We start from the raw sequence: 24646 nt of genomic DNA, 5'->3' as shown, positions 1-24646 counted from the left end.
TGGCGCCTTTCGTTCCTCAGCCGGGAATCCGGTCGGGTAGCGGACGCGAAGCCCGAGCGGCGGTTCGGCGCCTGCCGAATTGGTGTCAGATCATAGCGCCCTCCACGTCGCGGACGGACCGGCCAGGTCAAGTCCTGACGGTTGCCTCCTTCATCGGAGACGAACGACGCGCGCAATCGTCGTCCTCGCGAGGTGCATCGGCCTGGTGGTCGCATGCTGCTCGATGGAGGCAAAAGTCTCGAACCGTCGCCACCAAACACATTCCACACCCGCAACGAATGTCCTGGAGGTGTCCTGAAACCGCGGAAGGATCGATGCTCTCGACGTTGTGCACTTCGCCTCGCCGAGCGGCCGTTCCTTGCGAGATGGCGTCTTCAGTCGAGCGTCTCTCCGGATTGCTTCACGACGGCGCCCCACTTGGCGATCTCGTCGGCCATGAAGGCGCCGAACGCCTCGGTCGAGAGCGGGCGGGAGGTCGCCCCGAGCGCTTCGAACTTCGCGACGATCCCCGGCTCCTGCAGCGCCCGGACGGTTTCGGCATGGAGACGCTGGACGGTGTCGGAGGGGGTTCCCTTGGGCGCCACCAGCCCGTTCCATGCGATGGCGACGTAGTCGGGCAGGGCGGCCTCCCGGATCGTCGGGATGTCCTTGGCCCGCGGCAGCCGCTCCGCCGAGGTGATGCCGAGCGCCCGCACCCGTCCGCCCTCCACGTGCGAGAGCACGGATTGGGTGGTGTCGAACATCAGATCGACCCGTCCGGCGATCACGTCGGTGATCGCGGGCGCGCTGCCCCGATAGGGGATGTGAGTGAGCTTGATCCCCGCCATCGAGGCGAAGAGTTCGGCTGCGAGATGCGTCGACTGGCCGACGCCCGACGAGGCGAAGTTCAGGGCTCCGGGCTTCTCCTTGGCCGCCGCGATGAGAGCGCCCACGTCGCGCCACGGCGCCGCCTCCGGCACCACCAGAACGAGAGGATTCTCCGTGAGCAGGGCGACGGGAGCGAAGCTCTTGAGCGTGTCGTAATTGAGCTTGCGGAACAACGTCATGTTGATGGCGTGCGCCGTCGTGGCGACGCCGAGCGTGTAGCCGTCCGGAGCCGCGCGGGCGACGACATCCATGCCGAGGTTGCCGCCCGCCCCCGACCGGTTGTCGATCACGAGAGGCTGGCCGAGGGCCACGGACAGCCGTTCTCCGACGATCCGGGCCGTGATGTCCGTCGAGCCGCCGGGTGGATAGGGCACCACGACGCCGACGGGCCGCGCCGGCCAGGCGGCGGCGCGGGCGGCCCGCGGCGCCAGCGCGAGGGCGCCGGCTCCGGCGAGGCAGGCGGCGAGGTCTCGGCGTCGGATCATAGGGTGTCTTCCTCCTCGTCGCTTTCGAACACGACCGCGTCGAGCGCCGCGCAGGTCTCCGGGTCGCTGCCGACCACGATGGGATTCACGTCGAGGCTCGCGATGCGGCGGTCTTGCGTCATCAGCCGGCCGACCGCGACCGCGGCGGCGAGGTAGCGGTCGAGGGCGAGCGGCGGCTCGCCCCGCGTGCCGGCGACCACCGGCGCGATGCGCAGGCGCCCGATCGCCCGGCGCACGTCGTCCTCGTCGAAGGGCGGCAGCAGCAGGGCGACGTCGGGCATCGCCTCGACGTACTTGCCGCCGTCGCCCACCACCACGACCGGTCCGAAGAAGGCGTCGCGGTGGGCGCCCAGCATCAATTCGCGCCGCCCGCGCCTCATCGCCGCGACGATCACGCCCGCGAAGCTACTCCCGTGCCGGCCGAGCGCCGCACGGCACGCCTCGAAGGCGGCCGCGACCGGCGCGGCGCCGCTCAACCCGAGATGGACGAGGCCGAGTTCGCTCTTGTGCGCCACGTCCGGCGAGCAGCCCTTCACGGCCACCGGCCCGCCGAGGGCGGCGGCTGCCGCGACCGCCTCCTCGGGCGTGCGGCAGAGCCGGTGCGGCACAACCGGGATCCCCGCCTCCGCGAGCCGCGCGAGACTCCGCGCCTCGTCGAGGAGGCGGGAGGAGCGCTGCGAGACCGGCGCGACCGCCCCGGCCCGCGGGCGGGCGGCGGCCGCCTGCATCCGCTCGTGGTGGAGGACGAACTGGTGCAGCGCCCGCACGGCGGCGCCTTCGCCGGGGAAGACCGGCAGGCCGCGCTCGCGGAACGGCTTGGCGACGAGCTCCTGCGGCGCGACGATCACCACCGGCTTTCCGGTCTCGGCCGCGAAGGCGGCGGTGTCGCGGCCGAAGGCGTCGACATCGTAGGCCCGGCCGGCCACCGGCACGCCGACCAGGAAGGCATCCGCCGAAGGGTCGCGGGCGATCACCGGCAGGATCTGGCTGAACAGGGCGCTGTTCGTCATGAGCGCCGCCGTGATGTCGACCGGGTTCCGCACCGAGGCGAAACTCGGCAGGATCGTGCGGAGCTCTCCTTGCGTGGCCTCATTCAGGGGTGCCAGGGTGAGGCCGGCCGCGGAGGCGGCATCCGCCGCCATGACGCAGGTCGCGCCCGAATTGCTGATCGCCACCATGCGGCGGCCCTCCGGGCGCCACCCCTTGAGGTAGAGTTCCGCCGCCTCGACGAGGTCGGCGGTGTCCCGCGCCCGCCAGATCCCGTGCTGCTCGAGGAAGGCGTCGACCACCCGGTCCTCGTTGGCGAGCGCGCCGGTATGCGACTGCGCGGCGGCCTGCCCGGCTTCGGTGCGGCCGGATTTCAGCGCGACGATCGGCAATCCGTGGGAGCGGGCGACCTCCGCCGCCTGCGCGAGGTGATGCGGGTCCGGGATGCTCTCCAGGTAGAGGAGGAGGAGCTTCAACGCCCGGTCCTCGGCCACCGCGGCGGCGAGTTCGCAGACGGTGACGTCGGCGTCGTTGCCGGTGGCGTGGGTGTGGCGCACCCCGATGCCGCGTCCGCGCAGCAGCCCGTACGGCACGACGCTCATCGCGCCGCTCTGGCTGACGATGCCGACCGGGCCGTCGAGCGGCGGAACCTCGAGGAACATGCTGGAGAAGCTCGGCACCGCCCCCGTGCCGAAATTCGCCAGCCCTTGCGAATTGGGGCCGATCACCCGCATGCCGCGGGCCCGGGCGCGCGCCACCATGGCCCGCTCGGCGGCCTTGCCGTGCTGGGAATCCGTCTCGCCGAAGCCGGACGCCATCATGATGGCGACCTTGACGCCCATGGCGCCGCATTCGTCGAGGGCCGCGACCGCCGCCTCGCCCGGGACCGCCACGATGGCGAGGTCCGGCGCCCGGTCGAGATCGGAGAGGCGCGGCACCGTGCGCAGGCCCTGGACCTCCTCCCGCCGCGGGTTGACCGGGATGACCTCGCCGCGAAAGCCGAACCGGGCGAGATAGAGGAGCGGGCGTCCGCCGATCTTGTCCGGGTTTTCCGAGGCGCCGATCACCGCGACGCTGCGCGGGTCGAGGGCCGCTGCGAGATTCGACATCACTCATGGTCCTCCGGCAGGCAATAGGGGACGCGCCCGGTCCCGAAGGCGCGGAAGGCGGTGCGCACGGGCGCGCCGATCGCCAGTCCCTCGGCCGCATGGGCCATGAACCGGAAACCCTCCTCGGCATCGATCAGCGCGACGACGTAGGGACCATGGACGGCGAGGTCCGGCGACGGCGCCCGTGCGACGACGGTCAGCGCGTAGACCCGGCCGCGACCGGAGGCCTGCGCCACCGCGAGGTCGCGGGCGCCGCAGGCCGGGCAGAACGGACGGCGAAAATACTGGACGTGCCCGCAGGCGCGGCAGCGTGCGAAGGCGAGGCCCTCGCCGCCCCGCGTCCAGTCCGCGGGCTCGCGGCTCGAGGGGTCCGGACTCATCGGGCATTCTCCAGCACGAGGCTGACGTGAGAGGACAGGACGCCGCCGTCGCCGTGCAGCAGCGCCAGGGCGGGCGGCGGGATCTGGCGAGGGCCGGCCTCGCCGCGCATCTGGCGCACCGTCTCGGCGAGGTGCGCCATCGCGCCCCCGACCCCGCAATGGCCGTAGCTCAAGAGGCCGCCATGGGTGTTGAGCGGCATGAAGCCGCCGGGATCGAAGTGCCCCGCGGCAGCGAGCCGCCCGGCCCCGCCCCGCGGCGCGAGACCGATCTCCTCCAGGAGGATCGCCAGGGTGATCGTGAAGCTGTCGTAGATCGCGGCGTATCGGATGTCGGGCAGCCCGACGCCCGCCGCGGCGAGCGCGCGGGCCGCGCAGTCTCCCGCCCCGAAGGCGGTGAGCGAGGCCGCGGCGCTGACGTGCTGATGAGTATGGGCCTGGGCCGCTCCGCGGATGCGGGGCCCGCGCCGCCGAGGCTCGTCCCGGGCGATCACGAAGGCCGCGCCGCCATCCGAGACCGGGCAGCAATCGAGGAGGCGCAAGGGGGCGGCGATGGGTTTCGAGGCCCTGACCTCCTCGGCGGTGATCGAAGTGCGAAGGTGGGCGCCCGGCGTACGGGCGGCATTGGCCCGCATCAGCACCGCGAGCGCCGCCAGGTCCTGCTCGCCGTATTCGTGGGCGTAGCGGGCGGCGACTAGGCCGTAATAGGCGGGGATCGTCGGGCCGAGCGGCACCTCGTAGAGCGGGTGGCCGACCTGAGCGAGGGTCTGGATCGCGGCGTCGCGGGACTGGCCCGTGAGGCGGTTCTCCCCCGCCACCACCAGGATCCGCCGCGCCGCCCCGGCCTCGACCAGGAGGTGGGCGAGCATCACCAGCGCGAAGCCGGTCGCGCCGCCGAGCTGCACCGCGTGGGCGTAGTCCGGGCGCAGCCCGAAATGCTCGGCAAAGACGGTGGAGAGCATGAGGTGCGGGTGGGTGGTCGAGTAGCCGGTGATCAGCCCGTCGACGTCGCCCCGCTCCAGCTCCGCATCCGCCAGCGCATCGGCCGCCGCGAGGCTCATCAGGTCGAGGGTGGACTGCCCCTCGTGGCGCCCGAACGGCGTCAGCCCGACGCCGGCGACGATGCTCACCGGGCCGCCGCCACCAAGGGCCGGGGCGCACAGGTCCATGGAGCGGAACGAAGCATCGGGCATCCTCCGGGTGGCCCCCGCGGATATTCCAGGGCGGCCTTTGTTCGGAAGATGGTTGCCTTCTCGGTTAGACCCTGTCAACACTGTTACGTCCGCTGGAACGTCAATCGGCTGCAGCGGACGGGGCAGGGGCGAGGACGACCGCAGTAGTTCCGCATGACGGAACTATCCCTGGAGGGCGGCGTACTCGCGAAGCGCACGGAGAGGCACCGTGGACCGTCGGTCGTGCTTGGGATTGTCTCTGGGCCTGCTCGCGTCGTTGGCCGTTCCGGAAACGGCGCTCGCCGCCTATCCGGACCGCATCATCCGGATCGTGGTCCCGTTCCCGCCCGGCGGGACGACCGACATCCTGGCGCGCCTGATCGCCGACCGGCTCGACAAGCGCTTCGGCCAGCACGCCATCGTGGACAACCGGCCGGGCGCCTCGGGGAACATCGGCACCAAGGCGGTCGCGGGCAGCGCGCCGGACGGCTACACCCTGGTCATGGCGACCATCAACACCCACGGCATCAACGCCGCGGTGTTCCGCAGCCTGCCCTACGACCCGGTGCGCGACTTCGCGCCGATCACCGTCGTCGCCTCCACGCCGAACGTGCTGCTGGCCAATCCCTCGCTCGGGGTCGCCGACCTCGCGGGGCTGTTCCGGCTGGCCCGCGCCACGCCCGAGGGCCTGACCTTCGGCTCGACCTCGACGGGCGGCTCGCCGCACATGTCGGGCGAGCTTCTCAAGGTGATGGCCGGGATCCCGCTCACCCACGTCCCTTACCGGGGCGGCGGGCCGATGCTGAACGATCTCATCGCGGGCCACATCACGCTCGGTTTCGACAACCTGCCCTCGGCGATCGGGCACGTGCGGGCCGGAACGCTGCGGGCGCTCGCCGTGACGACGGCGGCCCGCTTCCCCGGACTTCCGGACGTGCCGACCATGGCGGAGGCCGGTGTGCCCGGCTACGAAGTCTCGGCCTGGTTCGGGCTGCTCGCGCCCGCCGGGACCCCGCGACCGATCGTCGACCTGCTGCAATCGCGCATCGCCGCCGTGCTGGCGGAGCCGGAGACCACGGCCCGCCTGCTCGCGCTCGGCGCGACGCCGGGCGGCATGGCTCCCGACGCCTTCGGACAGATGGTTCGCGACGAGGTCGCCCGGTGGCCGGGGATCGTCGCCAAGACCGGCGTAGCCGTCGAATAGAAGGTCCGGCGTCGCCGTCGGATAGAAGGTCCGGCGTCGCCGTCGGATAGAAGGTCCGGCGTCGCCGTTCAGCAGAATTTCCGGCGTCACCTGCCGAACAGAAAAAAGATTCCGGTGTCGTCGGCGAGGTCAGGGAGGAACGGGATGGCGGGTTTGCGGATCGGATCGGGCTCGGCCTGGTGGGGCGACCGGCTGGAGCCGGCGCGCCTCAACGCCGAGCGGGGCGACCTCGACTATCTCTGCTTCGAGACCATGGCGGAGGCGACGATCTCCGCCGCACAGGTGCGCAAGCGCCGCGATCCGGATTTTCCCGGCTACGACACCTATCTCGACGACCGGATGCAGCGGGTGCTGCCCGGCTGCCTGCGGCGGGGCACGCGGATCATCAGCAACCAGGGCTGGATCAACCCGGAGGGGGCGGCCCTGCGCATCGTCCATTGGCTGCGCGAATGCGGGGCGCCGAAGGGCACGAAGGTTGCGGCGATCTCGGGCAGCCTGATCACCGACCGCGTCCTCGACCTCACCGACACGCTGATGGAGGACGGGCGGCCGAGCGCGTCGCTGGCCGGCTCGATCGTCTCGGCGGAAGCCTATATGGGCGCCGAGCCGATCGTCGCGGCCCTGCGGGAGGGAGCCCAGATCGTCGTCACCGGGCGCGTCGCCGATCCGTCGATCTTCATGGCGCCGATGATGCACGAATTCGGCTGGGATCCCCTCGACCATGACCGCCTCGGACCCGGCAACGGGATCGGCCACGTGCTCGAATGCGGCGCGCAGGCGACCGGCGGCTATTTCTGCGACCCCGGCTTCAAGGACGTGCCGGACCCCTGGGACCTCGCCTTCCCGATCGCCGAGGTCGAGAGCGACGGCTCGGCGGTGATCACCAAGGTGGCCGGAACGGGCGGCGCGGTCACCCTCCGGACCCTGAAGGAGCAGCTGTTCTACGAGGTGCACGACCCGGCGAACTACATCACCCCGGACGTGGTGGTGGACTTCACCACGACCGAACTCGAGGAGGTCGGCCACGACCGCGTGCGGGTGTCGCGCATCTCCGGCAAGCCGCGCACCCCGACCCTCAAGGTGTCGATCGCCTGCCAGGAGGGCTTCGTCGGCGAGGACATGTTCTTCTATGCCGGACCGGGCGCCCTGCGCCGGGCGGAACTGGCCAAGCGCATCCTGGAGGAGCGGTTCCGGATCGTCGGCCTTCAGGCCGAGGAGATCCGCATCGACTTCGTCGGCCTCAACGCCATCCATGGCGGCAGTGCGGCGCGCACCGGCCCGGAGCCCTACGAGATCGCCGTCCGGGTCGCCGCCCGCACCCGCACCCGGGAGGAAGCGCTCAAGGTCGGCCGCGAGGTCGACGGCATGGCGGTGTCGGGCGTCGGCATGACCGGCAAGCGCGTGCCGCACCAGGACCGCACCCGCGAGGTGATCGGCGTGTGGTCGTCGCTCGTCCCGCGCGAGGCGCTGTCCCCCGTCACCACCATCTACGAGAGCTGAGAGCCCATGCGCCTGCCCCTGCAGCACGTGGCCCATGTCCGCTCCGGCGACAAGGGCAACACCTCGAACATCACGGTCATCGCCTACGAGCCGGACCTCTACCCCTACCTCAAGGAGCAGCTCACGGCCGAGCGCTTCAAGGCGTTCTACGCCGGCATGGTGACGGGCCAGGTCACCCGCTACGCGGTCGACCGGCTGGGCGTGCTCAACTTCGTCGCCGAGGGGGCGCTCGGCGGCGGCGTGTCCCGGTCGCTCTGCCTCGACAATTACGGCAAGGCCCTCTCCGCGGCGATCCTTGGCTTCGAGATGGAGGTGCCGGACAAGGCCGCCAACCTGCTGCGCAACTACCACCCGGAGGGGGCATGATGGCTGCGATCCCGCCCCTCACCGAACGCGCCCGGGGCCTGCCCCTCCACCAGCTTGACCCGCGGGGCTGACCATGCACGCCTCGGCGTCCATCGCCCGCCGTTACGGGGCGGGCGGCCTGATGCTCCTCCTGGGCCTCGCGGTCGTGCTCGAGGCCCGCACCCTCGGCCTCGGCACCCTGGCGCGGGTCGGCCCCGGCCTCTTCCCGATGCTGGTCGGCTGCGCGCTCGGCACGGTCGGGCTGCTCATCGCCGTGACGCCGGAGGCGGCGGAGCACGAGGGCGGGGAGGGGGGGCGGCCGGATTGGCGCGGCTGGTTCTGCATCGTGCTCGGGATCGTGCTGTTCATGGTGCTCGGGGAGCATCTCGGCCTCGGGCCCGCGACCTTCGCCTGCGTCTTCGTCTCGGCGCTCGGCGACCGCAGCGGCACGTTGCGCGCCGCACTGGTCCTCGCGCTCGCGATGACCGTGGTGGCGGGGCTGGTCTTCACCCTGGCCTTGAAGTTCCAGATGCCGTTCTGGCGGGGATAGGGTCATGGACAGCACATTCGCCAACCTGATCCACGGCTTCTCGGTCGCGCTTCAGCCGCACAACTTCCTGTTCAGCCTGGTCGGCGTGCTGATCGGCAACCTCATCGGCGTGCTGCCCGGGATGGGCATCATGGCGACGATCTCGATCCTGCTGCCGCTCACCTTCGGGATGCCGCCGGTCGCCGCGATCCTGATGCTCGCGGGGATCTATTACGGGGCGCAGTATGGCGGGGCGATCTGCTCGATCCTGCTCAACCTGCCCTGCCACCCCTCGCACGCGGTGACCTGTCTCGACGGGTACCCGATGACCCGCCAGGGCCGCGGCGGCGTGGCTCTGGGCATCACGATGCTCGCCTCGTTCTTCGGCGCCGCCTTCGGCATCGTGCAGATGATCCTGTTCGCGCCGCTCCTCGTGCGCATCGCCTTCCAGTTCGGCCCGGCCGAGATCAGCACCCTGATGCTGCTCGGGCTCCTCGCCGGGGCCACCCTGGCCCGGGGCTCGGCCCTCAAGGGCGTGGCGATGACGCTCGTCGGGCTGGTCCTCGGCTGCGTCGGCAGCGATCTCGACACCGGGACGAGCCGGTTCACCTTCGGGGCGATGTCGCTCTACAACGGCATCGACCTCGTGGCGGTGGCGCTCGGGTTCTTCGGCATCGCCGAGTTCCTCAAGAGCATCAACAAACTCACCGTCGGCGACCTGTCGGGCGTGACGGTGCGGATGCGCGACATGCGCCCGAGCCGGGCCGACCTGCGGGAGGCCGCGCTGCCGATCCTGCGCGGCACCCTGGTCGGCAGCCTGTGCTCGCTGATCCCCGGAACCGGTCCGACCATCGCCTCCTTCATCGCCTACGCAGCGGAGAAGCGGGTGAGCCGCCACCCGGAGCGGTTCGGCCGCGGCGCGATCGGCGGCGTGGCGAGCCCGGAAGCCTCGACGCATTCCTCCGTCCAGGGCGACTTCGTGCCGACCATGAGCCTCGGCATCCCGGGCGACGCCGTGATGGCGCTGATCCTCGGTGCGCTGATCATCCAGGGCATCACGCCGGGTCCGCAGCTCATGACCGAGCATCCGGACATGTTCTGGGGCCTCATCGCGAGCTTCTGGATCGGCAACATCCTCCTCGTCCTCCTCAACGTGCCGTTGATCGGGATCTGGGTGCGGTTGCTGCAGATCCCGTTCCGGTTCCTGTATCCCTGCGCCCTGTTCTTCATCTGTGTCGGCGTCTACAGCACGAACAACGAGATGTTCGGCGTTCTGCAGACGCTGGTGATCGGGATCGTCGGCTACGGACTGATGCGGCTCGGCTTCCATCCGGCCCCGGTGCTGCTCGGCTTCGTCCTCGGCCCGCGGCTGGAGGAGAACTTCCGTCGCGCCCTGCTGCTCTCGCGGGGCGATCCGTGGACCTTCGTCGGCAGCCCGATCAGCGCGATCTTCGCGGCGCTGGCGGTTCTGCTCGTGGGCACGCAGGTCGTCCTCGCCTGGCGCGGGCGGCGGCGCTCCCGATTGGACGCGGTGCTGGCCGGGGACGAGCGGGGCCGCCGCATGGCGCCGACCGAGACGCCCGCGGTCACCGGTTCGCTCAAGGTGTGAGGGGAAGGGGAAAGAAGAGACGCAGGCTTTTTCCCTCCCCCCTCTGCGGGGGAGGGGAAACCAGCGCCGATCCTTTCCCGAAAGCCCTGCGGCACCCGGAGGGGAGAAAGCGACACCCGGCCGCCATCCCTGGAGCGGGGCGTCGGCGCGCCACCAATCGTCGAGACAACAGGCCGGTCCGATCCGGCAGGGGAGGTACGGGATGCGATCATCAGCGTGGATCTACGGACTTGCCGCGTGCCTCGGCCTGCTCTCGTCCGGACCCGGCCAGGCCGCGGAGCCGATCCGCATCGGATGGCTCTCGTCGCTCACCGGGCCGCTCTCCTCGGCGGCCATCGCCGAGAACCAGGGCGTGCAGTTCGCCATCAAGGAGATCAACGCGGCCGGCGGCATCGACGGCCGCCCCCTCGAACTCCTCACCCGCGACACGGCGGGCGAACCCACCAAGGCGGTGAACCTCGCCCAGCAGCTCCTGTTCAGCGACAAGGTGCAGTTCGTCATCGGGCCGGTGAATTCGGGCGAATCCCTCGCCACCGTGCCGATCGTCGCCCGGGCCGGCATCCCCAACATCATCATCGGGACGATCGACGAGCTCACGGATCCGAAGAAGTATCCGCTGGCCTTCCGGGCGATCAACACCAACCGGCAGTGGATCGAGGGCGGCAACGCCTACGCCCTCGACGTACTCAAGCGCCGGAAGGTGGCGGTGATCGGCGACACCTCGGGCTACGGCACCTCCAGCGCCAAGACCGCGGCGGCGCTCCTGGAGCAGGCCGGGGTGAAGCCGGTCTATTCGGTGCTGATCGATCCCAACAAGACCGACCTCACGGACGAGATGACCAAGGCGAGGGCTGCGGGCGCCGACGTGGTGATGCCCTGGTCCGCCGCCACCGGCCTGATGGCCCGGATCCTCAACACCCGCGGCGACATGGGCTGGGACGTGCCGGTGGTGGGCCATCCGGCGATCATGGCGCTCCCGATCAAGGCCCTGCTCAACAAGCCGGATTACTGGCAGAACGCCTTCGCGGCCGGCTACCAGAGCACGACCTACGTCGACGGCAGGCTCCCGCCGCGGACCCAGGCCCTGATCGACAAGATCAAGCCGACGCTCGGCGGCACTATCGACTTCACCTTCTGGTGGGTCGCCCTCGGCTACGACACCGTGAAGATCATCGAGCACGCCGTGAAGCAGGCCGGATCGACCGACCCGAAGAAGATCAAGGCGGTGCTCGAAGCGACCCGGGACCTTCCCGGCGTCTATGCCAGCTACAGCTGGAGCCCGCAGGATCATAACGGCTTCCCGGACAAGAACATCGTCGCCGACATCGCCGCCTCGTTCCGGGACGGCTGCTACGAGGCGGCACCCCGGTGATCGCGCAGAGCGCAAGGAGCCACCTATGCTGGCCGTGATCGTCTCGGGCCTCGCCATCGGCGCCGTCTACGCAGCGACGGCGCTCGCCTACAACGTGATGTACTCGACCTCGCGCGTGCTGAGCGTCACGACCGGGCATCTCTGCATGCTCGGCGGGGTGGTCGGCGCCTGGCTCATCGCGGGCCTCGGGCTGCCCACCGCGCTCGGCCTCGCGGGGTCCGTGCTGGCCGGGGCGGCGGCCGGCGCCGTCACCGAGATCGTCGGCGTGCGCCGGGTCCTCGCGCGCTCCGACGAGCATCTCTGGCTCCTCTCCACCCTGGCGCTCGCCACCATGCTGCAGCAGGCGGTCGGGCTCTGGTGGGGCACCGAGCCGCGGCCCTTCCCGCGGGTGATCCCGCAGGATTTCTCCGCCGGCCTCCTCGACCAGAAGTACTGGCTGCCCGTGGTCGCGGTCCTCGCCATGACGGCGGGGCTCGAAGCCTTCATGCGCCTGACCCTGTGGGGCAAGCTGTTCCAGGCCACCTCCGAGGACGCGTTCGCCGCCCGCGCCCGCGGCATCCCGACCGACCGGGTGCGCCTGTCCTCCTACCTGCTCGCCGGGGCGCTCGGCGGGCTCGCCGGCTTCGCGGCCGGCCAGCTCACCTTCGCGTATTTCGCCCTCGGCCTCTCTTTGACCCTCAACGGCTTCATCGCGCTCGCGGTGGGCGGGCTCGGCAGCAATGTCGGGGCGCTGATCGGCGGGGCCGGGCTCGGGCTGCTCTCGGCCTTCGCGACCTACTGGTTCGGCGGCGAGTACCAGCAGACGATCGCGGTCGGTCTGCTGATGCTGGTCCTGCTGCTGCGGCCCGAGGGGCTCCTCGGCAACAAGCGGGTGAGGCCGGTCTGATGTCCCACCCCGCCCTCCGCGTCGGCCTGACGCTGCTGGCCGTCCTCGCGGTCGCCTCCCTGCCGGCCTGGTCGGGCGACCTCTACCAGGTTCACCTCGCCTCCCTGATCGGCGCCTACTGGGTCCTGGTCGCGGGCCTCAACCTCGTGGTCGGCTTCGCCGGCCAGCTTTCGATCGGGCATGTCGGGCTCCTCGCCGTCGGTGCCTACGGTTTCGCGATCCTCGCCGGCACCCTCGGCCTCGACCCGTTCCTGGCGCTGCCGCTCTGCGGCGCCCTCGGCGGCTTCGGCGGCCTCCTCCTCGGCCTGCCCTCCCTGCGGCTGCCGGGCTTCTACTTCGCCATGGTGACGATGGCCTTCGCGCTGATCGTCGGCGAATTGTCCCTCGCCTGGGGCGGCCTCACGGGCGGGGGCACCGGCCTGTCGGTGCCGGGCTTCCCGGCGCCCTTCGACACGCCGCGGGGCCAGTACGGCCTCATCCTGGGGCTCGGCGGCGCCGTCACCGCCATGACCTGGAGCGTCGCGCGCTCGATGTGGGGGCGGGCCCTGATCGCGGTGCGCGACAGCGAGGTCGCGGCCGCCTCGGTCGGCGTCAACCTGTTCCGGGCCAAGCTCACGGTGTTCGTGTTCTCCGGAGTCACCGCCGGGATCGCGGGCGCGCTCTTTTCGGCGCTCCAGACCTACATCACGCCGGACACGTTCGTGTTCGATATCGGGCTGTTCTTCTTCGTCTGCATCATCATCGGCGGGCGCGGGAGCATCCTGGGCCCGCTGATCGGCACCGCCATGCTGACCGCCCTGCCGGAGATGGTGGCGCCGCTGGCCCGGCTCGGCAACTTCTTCTACGGCCTCGCCCTCCTGGTCGTGGTGCTGCTGGTGCCCGACGGCATCGGCCGCCTCGTCGCCACGCTCGCGAGCCGCCTGCGGCCCGAGCCCCATGGCAGCCACGAGGTCCGGCCCGACCTCGCCCGCCTGCGGCGCGCACTGGGTGCGTCGCCCCTCGAGCCGGACGCGCCCGCGCCGGCGCCGCTGGCCCGGGAGGCCCTGCCGTGAGCGCACACGCCACCGATGCCCTCGTCGCGCGGGCGATCACCAAGCGCTTCGGCGGCGTCACCGCCCTCGACGCGATCACCCTCGACCTGCGCCCGGGGGAGATCCACGGGCTGATCGGCCCCAACGGCTCGGGCAAGACCACGCTCCTCAACCTCCTGTCCGGCTACTACCGCCCGGATGGCGGGGACGTCGAGCTCGACGGCACCTCGCTCGCCCGCCGCTCCGTGCAAAGCCGGCCGCGGCTCGGCATATCCCGCACCTTCCAGAAGCCGCGGCTGCTGCCCTCCCTCAGCGTGCTCGACAACGCGATGCTCGGCGCATGGCGCGAGGTGCGGTCGGGCTTCCTCGCGGCGGCGCTCGCCTGGCCGCTCGCACGCCGCGAGGAGCGCGCGATCCGCGCCCACGCCGCGGACCTCATCCACGGGATCGGGCTCGGTCACGCGATCGACCGGCGGGCGAGCCTGCTGGAGCATGCCGAGCAACGGTTCCTGGAGATCGCCCGGGCGCTGGCGCTGCGCCCGCGCTTCCTCCTCCTCGACGAGCCGGCAGGCGGCCTCACCGGCGCCGAGATCGGTCATCTCGCCGCCATCCTCGGGGCGATCCGCGAGAGCGGCGTCGGCATCCTCCTCGTCGAACATCACACCGACTTCGTGTTCCGCGTCTGCGACCGCGTCACCGCCCTGGACCGCGGCCGGCTGATCAAGCACGGTCGCCCCGACGAGGTCCGCCGCGACGCCGAGGTGGTTCGCGTCTATCTGGGAGCCTGACGATGTCCCGTGCCGGTGCGGTCCTCCTGGAGGTCGAGGATCTCCACGTCGCCTACGGCAAGGCGCATGTCGTGCATGGGGTGAGCCTCACCGTGCACGAGGGCGAGTTCGTCGTCGTGCTCGGGCGCAACGGCGCGGGCAAGAGCACGATCCTGCATGCCCTGTCGGGCCTGATCCCCAAGCAGCGCGGCCGCGTGCGCTTCGCGGGCGCCGACATCACCCGGGCGAGGCCGGGCGACATCGTGCGGGCCGGCCTGGTCCAGGTGCTCGAAGGACACCGGGTCTTCACGACGCTCAGCGTCGAGGACAACCTGCGCGTCGGGACCTATGCGGGACGGGAGGGCGCCTCGCGGGAGACCCTGGACCGCATCTACGCCGACTTTCCCGAACTGGCCGAGCGCCGCCACCAGCAGGCCTCGCGCCTGAGCGGCGGCCAGCAGCAGATCCTGGCGGTCGCGCAGGGCCTGATCGCCGGTCCGCGCCTGCTGATCCTCGACGAGCCCTCCGGGGGGCTCGCCCCGATCGTGGTCGACCGCATCCTCGACGTGGCGGCCCGTCTCGCCCGTGCCGGCACGGCCATCCTCCTCGTGGAGCAGCTCGTCGAGAAGGCCCTGCGGCACGCCGGCCACGGCTACCTCCTCGATGCCGGCGCGGTCGCCGGGGAGGGGAGCGCCGACGAACTGCAGGACAGCGCCCTCCTGCGCCGGATCTACCTCGGCGGGGCCGAGGCGGCGTGAGCGATCGCATGCCCGACGAGTTGCAGGCCAAGCCGTCCGCGCCCGGCGAGCCCAATGCCGTGCAGAAGGTCTGCGCGGTGATGCGGGCGCTCGCCGCCGCGACGCCGCGGCGGCTCACCGAGATCACGGCCGAGACCGGGCTCAACAAGGTCACGGCCCTGCGGATCCTCGACACGCTCGCTCAGGAGGGCTTCGCCGCCCGGGCGTCGGACGGGCGGCGCTGGCGCCCCGGCCCCGAACTGACCGCGCTCGCGGCGAGCGGCGGGCGGTCCGACGACCTGCGGACCCTCGCCCGGCCGAGCCTGATGCGCCTCGCCGAGATGTCGGGCGACACCGTGCTGCTCTCGGTCCGCAGCGGCGTCGAGGCGGTCTGCGTCGACCGCGAGGTCGGCTCCTACCCGATCCGGGCCAACTACCTCGACATCGGCAGCCGCCGCCCCCTCGGGGTGGGTGCGGGATCGATGGCGCTCCTCGCCTGGCTCCCCGACCGCGAGATCGAGGCGATCCTCGGCATCGTCGCCCAGCGCCTCGGGCCGTATCCGAGGCTCGGAATTGCGGAGATCCGGGATGCCGTCCGGGCCTCCCGGGCGCGCGGCTACGTCATGCTCCTCGACCGGGTGATCGAGACGATGGGGGCCATCGGCGTGCAGGTGAGGGACGCGTCCGGCCGGCCGGTGGCGGCGCTCAGCATCGCGGCTTTGTCCACCCGCGTGCAGGCGCGGGAGACGGAGCTGGCCGAAGCGCTGCGGCGCGAGGCGGATCTCATGGAGCGCGAACGCGTCGACGGGGCCGGCGTCGGCCGGTAGAGGGCCATCGGCCGACCCGCGCCGTCCATCGCCATGCCCGGTAGGCGGCGCGGCTGCCTCTCGTCCGGTGCTGTCGTCGCCTCTCCCGCCTCGTCCATCTCCGACACCCGCGACGGTCCCTCATACGATTGCCGGACGATCAGTTCGGAAATCGTATCGCCAGCCCGCGCGGTGGAGCCTCCGGCTCCACACACGTGAGCGAGACCGATTTCCGCATCGCGAAAGCGATCGCGCAGCAATCGCCGAGCGATCAATCGGAAATCGTATCACTCGTTGTAGTCGGTGCGGCTCAGCCCGTAGCGCTGCATCTTCTCGTTGAGGGTTCGCCGGGGCAGGTCGAGGAGGCGCATCGCCTCCGCCACGTTGCCCTTGGCCTGCTGCAGGGCTCGGCCGATCAGGTCGCGCTCGTAGGCCTCGACGCGTGCCGCGAGCGGCTGCGGTCCGCCCTCGACCGGCTCCGCCGCGGCGCCGAGGCGGTCGAGGCCGAAGGCGTAGCGCTCGGCCGCGTTGCGCAGCTCGCGCACGTTGCCGGGCCAGGCTCGCGCGACGAGATCGGCGACGAGCCGGCCGCCGAGCGGCCGCATCGCCCGGCCATGGGCCTCGGCGGCCTGGGCCGCGAAATGCTCGAACAGGAGCGGGATGTCCTCCTGCCGCTCGCGCAGGGGCGGGATGCGCAATTCCGCGACGCCGAGGCGGTAGTAGAGGTCGGGTCGGAACAGACCGGCCTGGGCTTCGGCGCGCAGGTCGACCTTGCTGGCGCAGAGGGTGCGCAGGTCGGTCGCCACCGCCTCGTTCGCGCCCAGGCGCTCCACGCGGCGCTCCTGCAGGACGCGCAGGAGCTTGACCTGACCGAGCAACGGCATCGCCTCGATCTCGTCGAGGAAGAGCGTGCCGCGATGGGCGTATTCGAGCTTGCCGATCCGCCGCTTGAGCGCTCCCGTGAAGGCGCCGGCCTCGTAGCCGAACAGCTCGCTCTCCATCATCGTGTCGGGAATGGCGCCGCAATTGACCGCGACGAAACGGCCCTCGCGCCGGGCCGAGAACGCGTGCAGGCACTGCGCCACCAGTTCCTTGCCGGAGCCGGTCTCGCCGTTGATGACCACGTTGACCGGAGTCGCCGCGAGGTCGAGCACCTCACGCCGCAGGGTCTCCATCGCCCGCGAGGTGCCGATCAGGCGGCCCTCGATGCCCTGCGCGTCCGTGCTCGCGTGCAGCCGGCGCAGCCGCAAGGTGAGGTGGCGCTTCTCGCAGGCCCGGCCGATCGCGTCGACGAGGCGCTCGGGGACGAAGGGCTTCTCGATGAAGTCGTAGGCGCCGCGCCGCATCGCCTCCACCGCCATCGGCACGTCGCCGTGGCCGGTGACGAGCAGGACCGGGATCTCCGGGTCCCGGGCCAGCGCCGATTCCAGCACCGCGAGACCGTCCATCCGCGGCATGCGGATGTCGGTGACGAGGATGCCGGGGAAGCGCTCGTCGATCTCGGCGAGCGCGCCCTCCGGGGTCTCGAAGGTCGAGACGGCGTAGCCGGCGAGGGTCAGCCACTGGTGCAGTGCCTCGCGCACGGTCTCCTCGTCGTCGACGAACAGGACGCGTTCCACCCGAGCCGCCATGCTCAAACCTCCACCGCCGGCAGGACGAGGATGAGCACGGCACCACCCGGGGCGTTCTCGGCACTGAGGCTGCCCCCGAGATCGCGCACGATCAGGGAGGACAGCGACAGACCGAGACCCAGCCCCTCGCCGGCGGCCTTGGTGGTGAAGAAAGGGTCGAAGATCTGCGGCATGTGCTCCGGGGGGATCCCGCCTCCGCTGTCGGCGACGCAGAGGCGCCAACAGGAGGCCGATCCCGGGGAGGATGCCGGTTCGTGCATGGCCGTCAGTGCGAGCCGGCGCTCGGGCGCGCCGCGCATCGCGTCGAGGGCGTTGACCATCAGGTTCAGGAGCACCTGCTCGAGGCGCACGGGCTCGGCCCGCACCAGGGCGTCGGCCGGGATCGTGCAGGCGACCGCCACGTCCTCCGCGCGCAGCCGGACACGCAGCAGGTCGAGGGCCGCGTCCGCCGCGGCGGCGAGCCGCACCGGCTCGGTGTGGCCGGGCCCGGTCTTGCGGGCGAAATCCTTGAGGTGGCGGATGATCTCGGCGATGCGCTGCGTCACCTCGGTCATGCGCTGCAGGTTCCGGCGCACCGTCGCCCCGTCGCCGCGCTCCAGGAACACCGCGGTGCTGGCGAGGAAGGTGCGCAGGGCGGCGAGCGGCTGGTTGATCTCGTGGTTGATCGCCGTGGAGATCTGGCCGAGGGCGGCGAGCCGGCCGGCATGGATCAGCTCGTCCTGGGTCGCCCGCAACGCCGCGGTCGTCCGTTCCCGCTCGGCGATCTCGGCCCGCAGGCGCGCATTGGCGTCGCTGAGATCGTGGGTCCGCTCCGCCACCCGCCGTTCGAGGGCGTGCCGCATGGCCCGCTCGCTGCGCAGTCGCTGCCGCCTCTGGCCCGCCGCGGCAAGGGCGAAGGCCAGCGCGAGGCCGGCGACGCCGACGGCGGCGGCCGCCAGCAGCGCCTGACGCGAGGCGGGCCCGGTCGGGGCGACGTACCACAAAGTCCAGCCGAGATCCGGCATCACGACGCGCTCGACGATCCCGCTTCCGGTCCTGCCGTCCGACGACGGGAGGTGGATCGTTCCGCCGGGCTCGGCCGGGCCGTCCGCCAGAAGGGGCCTCAGGTCGCTATCGCCGTATTGCTGGGCGGCGCGGATTCGACTCGTCTCAGGGTCGGCCAGGGGGCGGAACGGGCGGTAGCGCCAGCCGGGTTCGCTTGCCAGGAAAACGACGCCGGCCGCGTCGGAGACGAGGATCTGCTCGCCGGCCCGCCGCCATTCGCCCTGCAGCCCGTCCAGGTCCACCTTCACCACCACGACGCCGGCGACCCGGACATCGCCCGGGCCGGGCACGGCCTTGCCGATGAACAGGCCCGGCTGCTGGGTGGTGGTGCCGACCCCGAAGTAGCGGGACGCGCCCGTCGCGACGGCATCGCGGAAATAGGGGCGGTAGGCGTAGGAGGATCCCACGAAGCTGAGCGGCTGATCCCAGTTGCTCGCGCTCCGGGTGAGGCCGTCCGCATCCATCAGGTAGATCGCCGCGACCTGCGAGGCCCGCGCGATGGCGCCGAACTTGGCGTTGACGCTGCCGGCTTTGCCGGCCGCGACGGACCCGGGCGCGCCGTGATCGGCCAGCAGGTCCCGGACCTCTGTGTCGAGGGCGAGGATTGCGGGCAGGTACTGGTAGCGGTCGATGGCCGCCCGCAACACGGCCTCCGCGATCACGAGGCGCTGGCGCGCCGCGCGCCGCACCTGGTCGTGGCCGGCCTCCAGGACCAGGAGGAAGGCGGCGAGGGTCAACGCCGGCGTGGCGCCCGCCAGTACCCATCGCCCCGGCCGGCCGAGGATCGCGCCGCCGGCACGCGCGAGGCCTGCCTGGACCCGGGCGGTCGGATCGGCGCGATGGTCCTGGCTCGCGTCGTGGTCGTTGCTCACGGGGTCTCGGGTCATGCCGGATGCGTTCGCTGCCGGGGCGGATCCGGCTCTGCCCCGGAACGACGGTGCTCTGCAAGCGAGAGCCGGCACCCGAAACTGCCGGATGCCGGATTCGGGGACCTCAGCCGCTCATTCGGCCGTTGCCGTCGAGGTATCCGTACTTGCGGGTATCGGGCATCCAGAGCGAGGCCGCGAAGGCGACCGTGGCCATGGCCGCCACGTACCAGAAGAACAGGCCCTCGTTGCCGTAAGTCTTGAACGAGAGCGCCACGTACTCCGCCGTCCCGCCGAACAGGGCGTTGGCAATGGCGTAGGGCAAGCCGACGCCCAGTGCGCGAACCTCGGCGGGGAACAGCTCGGCCTTCACCACGCCGCTGATCGAGGTGTAGAAGGTCGCGATCACGAGGCCGGTCAGGATCAGCGCGAAGGCCGCCCAGGGGTTCGTCACCAACGACAGCGAGGAGAGCAGAGGCACTGCGCCGATCATGGCGAGGCCGCTGAACACAATCATATTGTTGCGCCGCCCGATCCTGTCGGACAGCGCACCGAAGACCGGCTGCAGCAGCATGAACACCACCAGCGCCAGGGTCATCACGGTCGAGACGGTCTTGAGGTCGAGCTTCACCGTATTGACCAGGAATTTCTGCATGTAGGTAGTCATGGTGTAGAAGTAGAGCGAGCCGCCCATGGTGAAGGCGAGCGTGATCAGCAGAGCCCGCTTGTGCTGCAGGAGCGCGCGTACCGAACCGGCCTCCTTGCTCTGCATGGCCTCGTGCGAGGCGGATTCCTTCAGGGCGCCGCGCAGCATCATCGCCACGATTGCGGCCGCAGCCCCGATCAGGAACGGGATGCGCCAGCCCCAGGCGCGCATCTCCTCGGCGGTCAGGACGTGCTGGAGGGCGAAAACCACCAGCACCGCGAGCAGCTGGCCGCCGATGAGGGTGACGTACTGGAACGACGAGAGGAAGCCGCGCCGGCCGCGGCCGGCGATCTCGCTCATGTAGGTCGCGGCCGTGCCGTACTCGCCGCCGACCGAAAGCCCCTGAGCGAGGCGCGCGACGAGGAGCAGGACGGGCGCCAGCACGCCGATGGTCTCGTAGGTCGGCAGCAGGCCGATCATCAGCGAGCCGGCGCACATCAGGAGCACGGAGAAGACCATCGACGACTTGCGCCCACGCCGGTCGGCGATGCGGCCGAAGATCCAGCCGCCGAGCGGCCGCATGAAGAAGCCGACGGCGAAGATGCCGGCCGTCGCCAGGAGCTGGCCGGTCGGGCTGCTGCTCGGAAAAAACGCCGAGGCGAAATAGATCGAGGTGAAGGCGTAGGCGTAGAAGTCGTACCATTCGACGAGGTTGCCGGAGGAGGCGGCGACGATGGCCTTGATCTTCTGCCGGTCGGAGGGTTCGGCGGTCGGGATCGCTCCCGTCACCGAGGGGACAGCCGTATTCATGTGCGTTCTCCCATCTTCATGACTTTGGCCCTGCGTCTTCGGCAGGGGCGGGATCGGCGCGCTTCAGCTCCCCCGGGCCTTCGGCCTCTCCGGGCAGCATCGTCGGGACGCGTCGCACTGCATTGGCAACGGCGGTGCCAAGTCGAAAAAATCTAAGAATATATGAGATATCAAGTGTTTAGAGCCGTGGATGACGTCGCCGTTCGGCAAGTTTCCGCCACTCCGCGGCCGGCTTTCGGCGGAATCCCGCCGATCGCAGGACCTGAGAGGGATGTCATCGTCCGATCAGGGTTTTCCGAACGGCCGCTTCAACACGTCACGATCGCGTTGCGATCGCGAAGCTCTCTAGGTTTTTGAGTTTGCCGCATTTCCTTCGACGAACCGGTGTCCACTTCGTCGGACAATGCTCTCGTTGCCCGACGCCGGCTCGACGGCAGCCTCTGCACGCGGGCGCACGAAGGTGGGGCATCGCGCCCCACCTCGTGGCGAAACGGCGAAGGGTCAGAACTGCACGCCCCGGGTCAGCGCGCCGTCGACGACGAGGTTGGTGCCGGTGACGAAGCTCGCGGCCGGACTCGCCAGGAACACGGCGGCGCGGGCGATCTCCTCCGGTCGGGCCATCCGGCCGGTCGGGTTGAGGCGCAGGGCCTCGGCGAACAGGGTCGGATTGCCCTCCTCGATTCGCTGCCACACGCCGCCCTCGAAATAGGTGTTGCCCGGCGACACCGTGTTGGCGCGGATGGCCTTGCCCGCGAGCTGGTAGGCGAGCCCCTGCGCATAGTGGATCAGCGCCGCCTTGAAGGCGCCGTAGGGCCCTGCGGCGAAGTCGATCTCGCGGCCCGACACGCTCGAGATGACGACGATCGAGGCCGCTTTCGAGCGTTCGAGGAACGGCATCGCGGCCTCGACCGCCGCGACCGTGCCCATGAGGTCGACCGAGAAGCCGGCGCGCCAAGCAGCCTCGTCGGCTCCGACCGCGAGCGCGCTGACATTCGGCACCAGGATATCGAGGCCGCCGAGCTCGTCCGCAGCCTCCGTGATCCAGGTCTTGAGGGCGCCGGTCTCGGCGACGTCGACGACGCGGCCCGTGGCGGCGATGCCCTTGGCGCGAAGTGCCGCCACCTTGGCGGCGACCTCTTCCGGGTTGCGGGCGCAGAGCGCGACGGCCGCACCTTCCTCCGCCAGGAGGTCGGCGATCGCACCGCCGATCCCCTTGGTGCCGCCGGTGACGAGGGCGCGAAGCCCCTTGAGGCCGAGATCCATCATCTGCTCCTTCAGGCCGGCGCAATAGCGGTGCTCGGAGTGTAGTCCAAATCGACCATGCTGCCGAGCCGCACCCACTGTTCGCATAAGCTAAATTATGGAACCAGAAATTGTCTCTCTCCCGTTCCCGGATGGACTCCGCATCGATGCGCTGGTGTTGAACGCAGTCGGGCTGGCGGTCACCGCTCGAACCACCCTGATCGCCGTATCGGGACGCCAGATCAGGGGCTCGAAGTTCACGAGCGTCTCGCCGGACAGCGATCGGCCGATCTCGATCGTGATCAGGCGATCGTCGGGATGGGCCGGGCTCGATTCGAGCGCCAGGTACTTGAACAGAGGCCTCTCGTGCGCGTCGGACTGGATGTGCGCGACCACGCCGGCCAATGCCTGCGCCAAGCTGCCCGAGGTCACGGCCTGGGCGGACAGCTCAGCCGCTCGCCGATGCGGCGCCCCCAAGCCGCTCGCAAGGACAGCCCTAACACCATCCGCGCCTACGCTGCCGACTGACACCTGTTCGAAGCCGTAGCCTGCGCCAGAGCCTCGCTCCCCTCGTCCCAGATCCCCGCATCGTCGATCTCTTCGTCGCCGCCGACGGACATGGCCTGACCCAGGACAACCGGTCGCCGAAAAAACCGAGGCGGCTCACTCCGACACACAAAGACAACATCCATCAACCAGCCTGCACCGAAAGCGCTTCAGAGCCATGCCTGTTAAGTTATTAAACAACTTAATATACTACAGAGAGTGGCAATCGCACCCCGAATTCGATAGAAATGAATAATATTAGGAACATACCTAAGCAAAACAAAATATAAATCGCCTTAAGGCTTGATATTGAATATTTGAAACGCCTGCAAAAATCGATCACGCCGCAGACAAGCTTGATGGCGTGCCCGAGGGTCGAAAACGCTTCGGGCACCAGAAAGCCGGCTTGAGGAAGGCATGAGCGTCAGATCCCTTGTTCCACGCCTCATCACACCTGACCCGTCGCCGCCGATGGCCCCCGGCGAGAAATCCCGCCTGCTACAGCGCTGTGGAGGGCGCGCAGGCGAACTCTCTCACTGTCACTCAGCCACACCACTCCGAAGTTCACAGCCTGAGGTTGTCATCTTTCGGGCAAAATGTGGCGCAGATGATCGGCAGGTTGAAGACTCGCCATTGAAGCATGTCATTCTCAGACAATCTTTGATGGGCCCCACAGGGCTAGCATACGCCACGTCTTTTCATACCAAAATCCGAGCGGAATTCGCTGCCATCCTGGGGCGCCGGCATGCCTTCGTCAAAAGCGGCGTCAATGAGCGCAAGCTTAGCCGCTTGATAGGCTACGTATTCGCGCCTGAAGGCGGAGGAGATCCACAAGGCAGAGTTGCCGCGGCGGCCGGACCAACCGAGGCTGCCTGCCTCCTCGGCCTCCCGCAGCTTGCGGGAGAGATTGGTCCGCGACACGTTCAGGTCAGCGGCGAGATCCTGCGCTGAGACGATGCCCGTGACGATGCGGTCGGGATCGGCCGGGGCCTCCTCCAGTCCGGCCATCATCAGGTCCATCACCAAGCCGCCCTGGTTCAACCAGGTGAACAGCGAGAAGGTCCGGTCCGGATCGCGGATCTTCCTCGCTTCGAGCAAGCGCCGGGCGATGCCGGGTTCGAGCCGCGCTACGCCGTCCGGGACCGCCCGGAAGCGACGGACCCGGTCCCCCTCGGAAAGGGAGTCGAGCGCCGTCAGGTGAATCAAGATCCAGTTGGCGAGGCCCGCGAGGCTGGTTTCGCTCACCGTGAGCCGGCGCAGACGCCGGTCGGCACGGTCCGGCTCCGCTTGCAGGAAGCTGTATTTCAGCATCTCCTGAAGGAAGGCATGAGCCGTGTTGCGGCTCGCCACCGACGCCGACACCACCGCCTTGAGGAATCGGGACGAGTAGAGGTCGGGCGCCGCCGGGTCCGTCAGCGCCTCGCAGGACTGCGCGAGCGCCACATGCGCCATCAGCCAACGCTGTTGGGTGGCAAAGACGGTCGCCATGCGCGGATGCGCGCCATGCGTGGCGACGAAGGCGGATGCCAGCGCGGCGATGCAGCGATCCAGTGCCGGGTTCACCAGGATCGCCTCGGCACGAAGGGGAGCGGCCCCCGGAGGAGGAGCGGTGGACGGTCGAGCGGCCGTCAGCATCCCCGCCTCGCGGACGCGATCCGATCGCAGTCAGGCCAACACGCCCGTGCGGGCACGGCCCCCTGCCACTTGGTTCCCATCGCCGCCAATCCCCATCGAAGGCACCGCCAACGTCCGGCGATCCCCTCGCGGCGATGCGCAGGCCGAAGCCTATCGGCCGAGTATCCTCCTACACGCGCATGTCCGGTGCAATCAACGATGCTGCGCCCACGGCACGCCGATCTTGGATTGACGGCAATGAACTCTCGGGAAGGAAGCGGCCAACCGTGCCGGTCCCAGGGTGAGTCGATGACGGAATCACGGCATCGAGGTGTGCATCCAAGCCGCCGATGAATCGGGAGAGCCGCCGCCCTTCCCCGGAGATGCCCGGGCCACGCGCTGAGGGTTCGGCGAGACCATTTTTGGAAGCATCGACCGCTTGCCCTTGCGGTTCGAAAGGGACC

The 24646-nt window shown here is 70.2% G+C and carries 21 protein-coding genes; 11 read left to right on the top strand and 10 right to left on the bottom strand.

All coding sequences use genetic code 11. The features are described from left to right. Positions 1-374: 374 nt before the first annotated feature. Genes BM430_RS10665 through BM430_RS10650 form a run of 4 tightly spaced genes read right to left on the bottom strand, consistent with a single transcriptional unit; the run spans position 375 to position 4955 of the window. Positions 375-1352, bottom strand: coding sequence for a tripartite tricarboxylate transporter substrate binding protein (locus BM430_RS10665; protein WP_093567231.1), 978 nt, complete (start codon positions 1350-1352; stop codon positions 375-377). Beyond that, a complete protein-coding gene (locus BM430_RS10660; protein ID WP_093567230.1) occupies positions 1349-3448 on the bottom strand; it encodes an acetate--CoA ligase family protein in 2100 nt (699 codons plus the stop codon). The genes BM430_RS10665 and BM430_RS10660 overlap by 4 nt, the downstream gene beginning before the upstream one ends. Then, entirely contained in the window at positions 3448-3828 is a 381-nt protein-coding gene (locus BM430_RS10655; RefSeq protein ID WP_093567229.1) for a Zn-ribbon domain-containing OB-fold protein, read from the bottom strand. The genes BM430_RS10660 and BM430_RS10655 overlap by 1 nt, the downstream gene beginning before the upstream one ends. Further along, complete coding sequence (locus BM430_RS10650) at positions 3825-4955, bottom strand: thiolase family protein (protein ID WP_093567290.1); 1131 nt, start codon at positions 4953-4955, stop codon at positions 3825-3827. Before BM430_RS10650 ends, BM430_RS10655 begins: the two co-directional genes overlap by 4 nt. Before the next feature lie 271 nt (positions 4956-5226). On the opposite strand from BM430_RS10650, the gene BM430_RS10645 reads away from it, so the two are divergent. The 11 genes from BM430_RS10645 (at position 5227) to BM430_RS10595 (ending at position 15804) form a co-directional block, all read left to right on the top strand. Continuing rightward, complete coding sequence (locus BM430_RS10645; protein WP_210188430.1) at positions 5227-6201, top strand: tripartite tricarboxylate transporter substrate binding protein; 975 nt, start codon at positions 5227-5229, stop codon at positions 6199-6201. A gap of 144 nt (positions 6202-6345) precedes the next feature. Then, positions 6346-7701: an acyclic terpene utilization AtuA family protein gene (locus BM430_RS10640; RefSeq protein ID WP_093567227.1), complete on the top strand. Its 1356-nt coding sequence runs from the start codon at positions 6346-6348 to the stop codon at positions 7699-7701. A 6-nt stretch (positions 7702-7707) separates the two neighbouring features. Further along, positions 7708-8067: an AtuA-related protein gene (locus tag BM430_RS10635; RefSeq protein WP_093567226.1), complete on the top strand. Its 360-nt coding sequence runs from the start codon at positions 7708-7710 to the stop codon at positions 8065-8067. A 73-nt stretch (positions 8068-8140) separates the two neighbouring features. Beyond that, positions 8141-8596, top strand: coding sequence for a tripartite tricarboxylate transporter TctB family protein (locus tag BM430_RS10630; RefSeq protein ID WP_093567225.1), 456 nt, complete (start codon positions 8141-8143; stop codon positions 8594-8596). 4 nt (positions 8597-8600) lie between these two features. After that, complete coding sequence (locus tag BM430_RS10625) at positions 8601-10184, top strand: tripartite tricarboxylate transporter permease (RefSeq protein WP_093567224.1); 1584 nt, start codon at positions 8601-8603, stop codon at positions 10182-10184. 202 nt (positions 10185-10386) lie between these two features. Further along, complete coding sequence (locus BM430_RS10620; protein ID WP_093567223.1) at positions 10387-11556, top strand: ABC transporter substrate-binding protein; 1170 nt, start codon at positions 10387-10389, stop codon at positions 11554-11556. 25 nt (positions 11557-11581) lie between these two features. Further along, positions 11582-12442: a branched-chain amino acid ABC transporter permease gene (locus BM430_RS10615; protein WP_093567222.1), complete on the top strand. Its 861-nt coding sequence runs from the start codon at positions 11582-11584 to the stop codon at positions 12440-12442. After that, complete coding sequence (locus tag BM430_RS10610) at positions 12442-13494, top strand: branched-chain amino acid ABC transporter permease (protein WP_093567221.1); 1053 nt, start codon at positions 12442-12444, stop codon at positions 13492-13494. Before BM430_RS10615 ends, BM430_RS10610 begins: the two co-directional genes overlap by 1 nt. Next, complete coding sequence (locus BM430_RS10605; protein WP_093567220.1) at positions 13491-14261, top strand: ABC transporter ATP-binding protein; 771 nt, start codon at positions 13491-13493, stop codon at positions 14259-14261. The genes BM430_RS10610 and BM430_RS10605 overlap by 4 nt, the downstream gene beginning before the upstream one ends. A gap of 2 nt (positions 14262-14263) precedes the next feature. Beyond that, on the top strand, positions 14264-14998 hold the full coding sequence (locus BM430_RS10600; protein WP_093567219.1) for an ABC transporter ATP-binding protein: 735 nt from the start codon (positions 14264-14266) through the stop codon (positions 14996-14998). Further along, complete coding sequence (locus BM430_RS10595; protein WP_143131997.1) at positions 14995-15804, top strand: IclR family transcriptional regulator; 810 nt, start codon at positions 14995-14997, stop codon at positions 15802-15804. The genes BM430_RS10600 and BM430_RS10595 overlap by 4 nt, the downstream gene beginning before the upstream one ends. A gap of 266 nt (positions 15805-16070) precedes the next feature. Here BM430_RS10595 and BM430_RS10590 read toward each other — a convergent pair whose 3' ends face one another. The 6 genes from BM430_RS10590 to BM430_RS10565 all read right to left on the bottom strand — a co-directional run bounded on the left by BM430_RS10590 (position 16071) and on the right by BM430_RS10565 (position 24203). Continuing rightward, complete coding sequence (locus tag BM430_RS10590; RefSeq protein WP_093567217.1) at positions 16071-17414, bottom strand: sigma-54-dependent transcriptional regulator; 1344 nt, start codon at positions 17412-17414, stop codon at positions 16071-16073. A 2-nt stretch (positions 17415-17416) separates the two neighbouring features. Continuing rightward, positions 17417-19330, bottom strand: coding sequence for an ATP-binding protein (locus tag BM430_RS10585; protein WP_143131996.1), 1914 nt, complete (start codon positions 19328-19330; stop codon positions 17417-17419). Between the two features lie 121 nt (positions 19331-19451). Then, positions 19452-20780 carry an MFS family transporter gene (locus tag BM430_RS10580; RefSeq protein WP_093567215.1) on the bottom strand — a complete coding sequence of 443 codons (1329 nt, stop codon included), beginning with the start codon at positions 20778-20780 and terminating at the stop codon, positions 19452-19454. A gap of 501 nt (positions 20781-21281) precedes the next feature. Further along, positions 21282-22043: an SDR family NAD(P)-dependent oxidoreductase gene (locus BM430_RS10575; RefSeq protein WP_093567214.1), complete on the bottom strand. Its 762-nt coding sequence runs from the start codon at positions 22041-22043 to the stop codon at positions 21282-21284. A gap of 90 nt (positions 22044-22133) precedes the next feature. Further along, entirely contained in the window at positions 22134-22454 is a 321-nt protein-coding gene (locus BM430_RS10570) for a hypothetical protein (RefSeq protein ID WP_143131995.1), read from the bottom strand. Positions 22455-23246: 792 nt separating this feature from the next. Beyond that, positions 23247-24203, bottom strand: coding sequence for a hypothetical protein (locus BM430_RS10565; RefSeq protein WP_143131994.1), 957 nt, complete (start codon positions 24201-24203; stop codon positions 23247-23249). Between the last annotated feature and the right edge of the window lie 443 nt (positions 24204-24646).

Origin of the sequence: Methylobacterium sp. 174MFSha1.1 (assembly GCF_900116815.1) — a bacterium.
Taxonomy (GTDB): Bacteria; Pseudomonadota; Alphaproteobacteria; order Rhizobiales; family Beijerinckiaceae; genus Methylobacterium.
This window is presented reverse-complemented; position numbering and strand designations above follow the sequence as displayed.

Excerpts from the sequence above, each read along its gene's own strand:
- BM430_RS10665 (WP_093567231.1), bottom strand. The coding sequence starts at position 1,352 with ATGATCCGACGCCGAGACCTCGCCGCCTGCCTCGCCGGAGCCGGCGCC.
- BM430_RS10660 (WP_093567230.1), bottom strand. The coding sequence starts at position 3,448 with ATGTCGAATCTCGCAGCGGCCCTCGACCCGCGCAGCGTCGCGGTGATC.
- BM430_RS10655 (WP_093567229.1), bottom strand. The coding sequence starts at position 3,828 with ATGAGTCCGGACCCCTCGAGCCGCGAGCCCGCGGACTGGACGCGGGGC.
- BM430_RS10640 (WP_093567227.1), top strand. The coding sequence starts at position 6,346 with ATGGCGGGTTTGCGGATCGGATCGGGCTCGGCCTGGTGGGGCGACCGG.
- BM430_RS10635 (WP_093567226.1), top strand. The coding sequence starts at position 7,708 with ATGCGCCTGCCCCTGCAGCACGTGGCCCATGTCCGCTCCGGCGACAAG.
- BM430_RS10630 (WP_093567225.1), top strand. The coding sequence starts at position 8,141 with ATGCACGCCTCGGCGTCCATCGCCCGCCGTTACGGGGCGGGCGGCCTG.
- BM430_RS10625 (WP_093567224.1), top strand. The coding sequence starts at position 8,601 with ATGGACAGCACATTCGCCAACCTGATCCACGGCTTCTCGGTCGCGCTT.
- BM430_RS10620 (WP_093567223.1), top strand. The coding sequence starts at position 10,387 with ATGCGATCATCAGCGTGGATCTACGGACTTGCCGCGTGCCTCGGCCTG.
- BM430_RS10615 (WP_093567222.1), top strand. The coding sequence starts at position 11,582 with ATGCTGGCCGTGATCGTCTCGGGCCTCGCCATCGGCGCCGTCTACGCA.
- BM430_RS10610 (WP_093567221.1), top strand. The coding sequence starts at position 12,442 with ATGTCCCACCCCGCCCTCCGCGTCGGCCTGACGCTGCTGGCCGTCCTC.
- BM430_RS10600 (WP_093567219.1), top strand. The coding sequence starts at position 14,264 with ATGTCCCGTGCCGGTGCGGTCCTCCTGGAGGTCGAGGATCTCCACGTC.
- BM430_RS10590 (WP_093567217.1), bottom strand. The coding sequence starts at position 17,414 with ATGGCGGCTCGGGTGGAACGCGTCCTGTTCGTCGACGACGAGGAGACC.
- BM430_RS10580 (WP_093567215.1), bottom strand. The coding sequence starts at position 20,780 with ATGAATACGGCTGTCCCCTCGGTGACGGGAGCGATCCCGACCGCCGAA.
- BM430_RS10575 (WP_093567214.1), bottom strand. The coding sequence starts at position 22,043 with ATGGATCTCGGCCTCAAGGGGCTTCGCGCCCTCGTCACCGGCGGCACC.
- BM430_RS10565 (WP_143131994.1), bottom strand. The coding sequence starts at position 24,203 with ATGCTGACGGCCGCTCGACCGTCCACCGCTCCTCCTCCGGGGGCCGCT.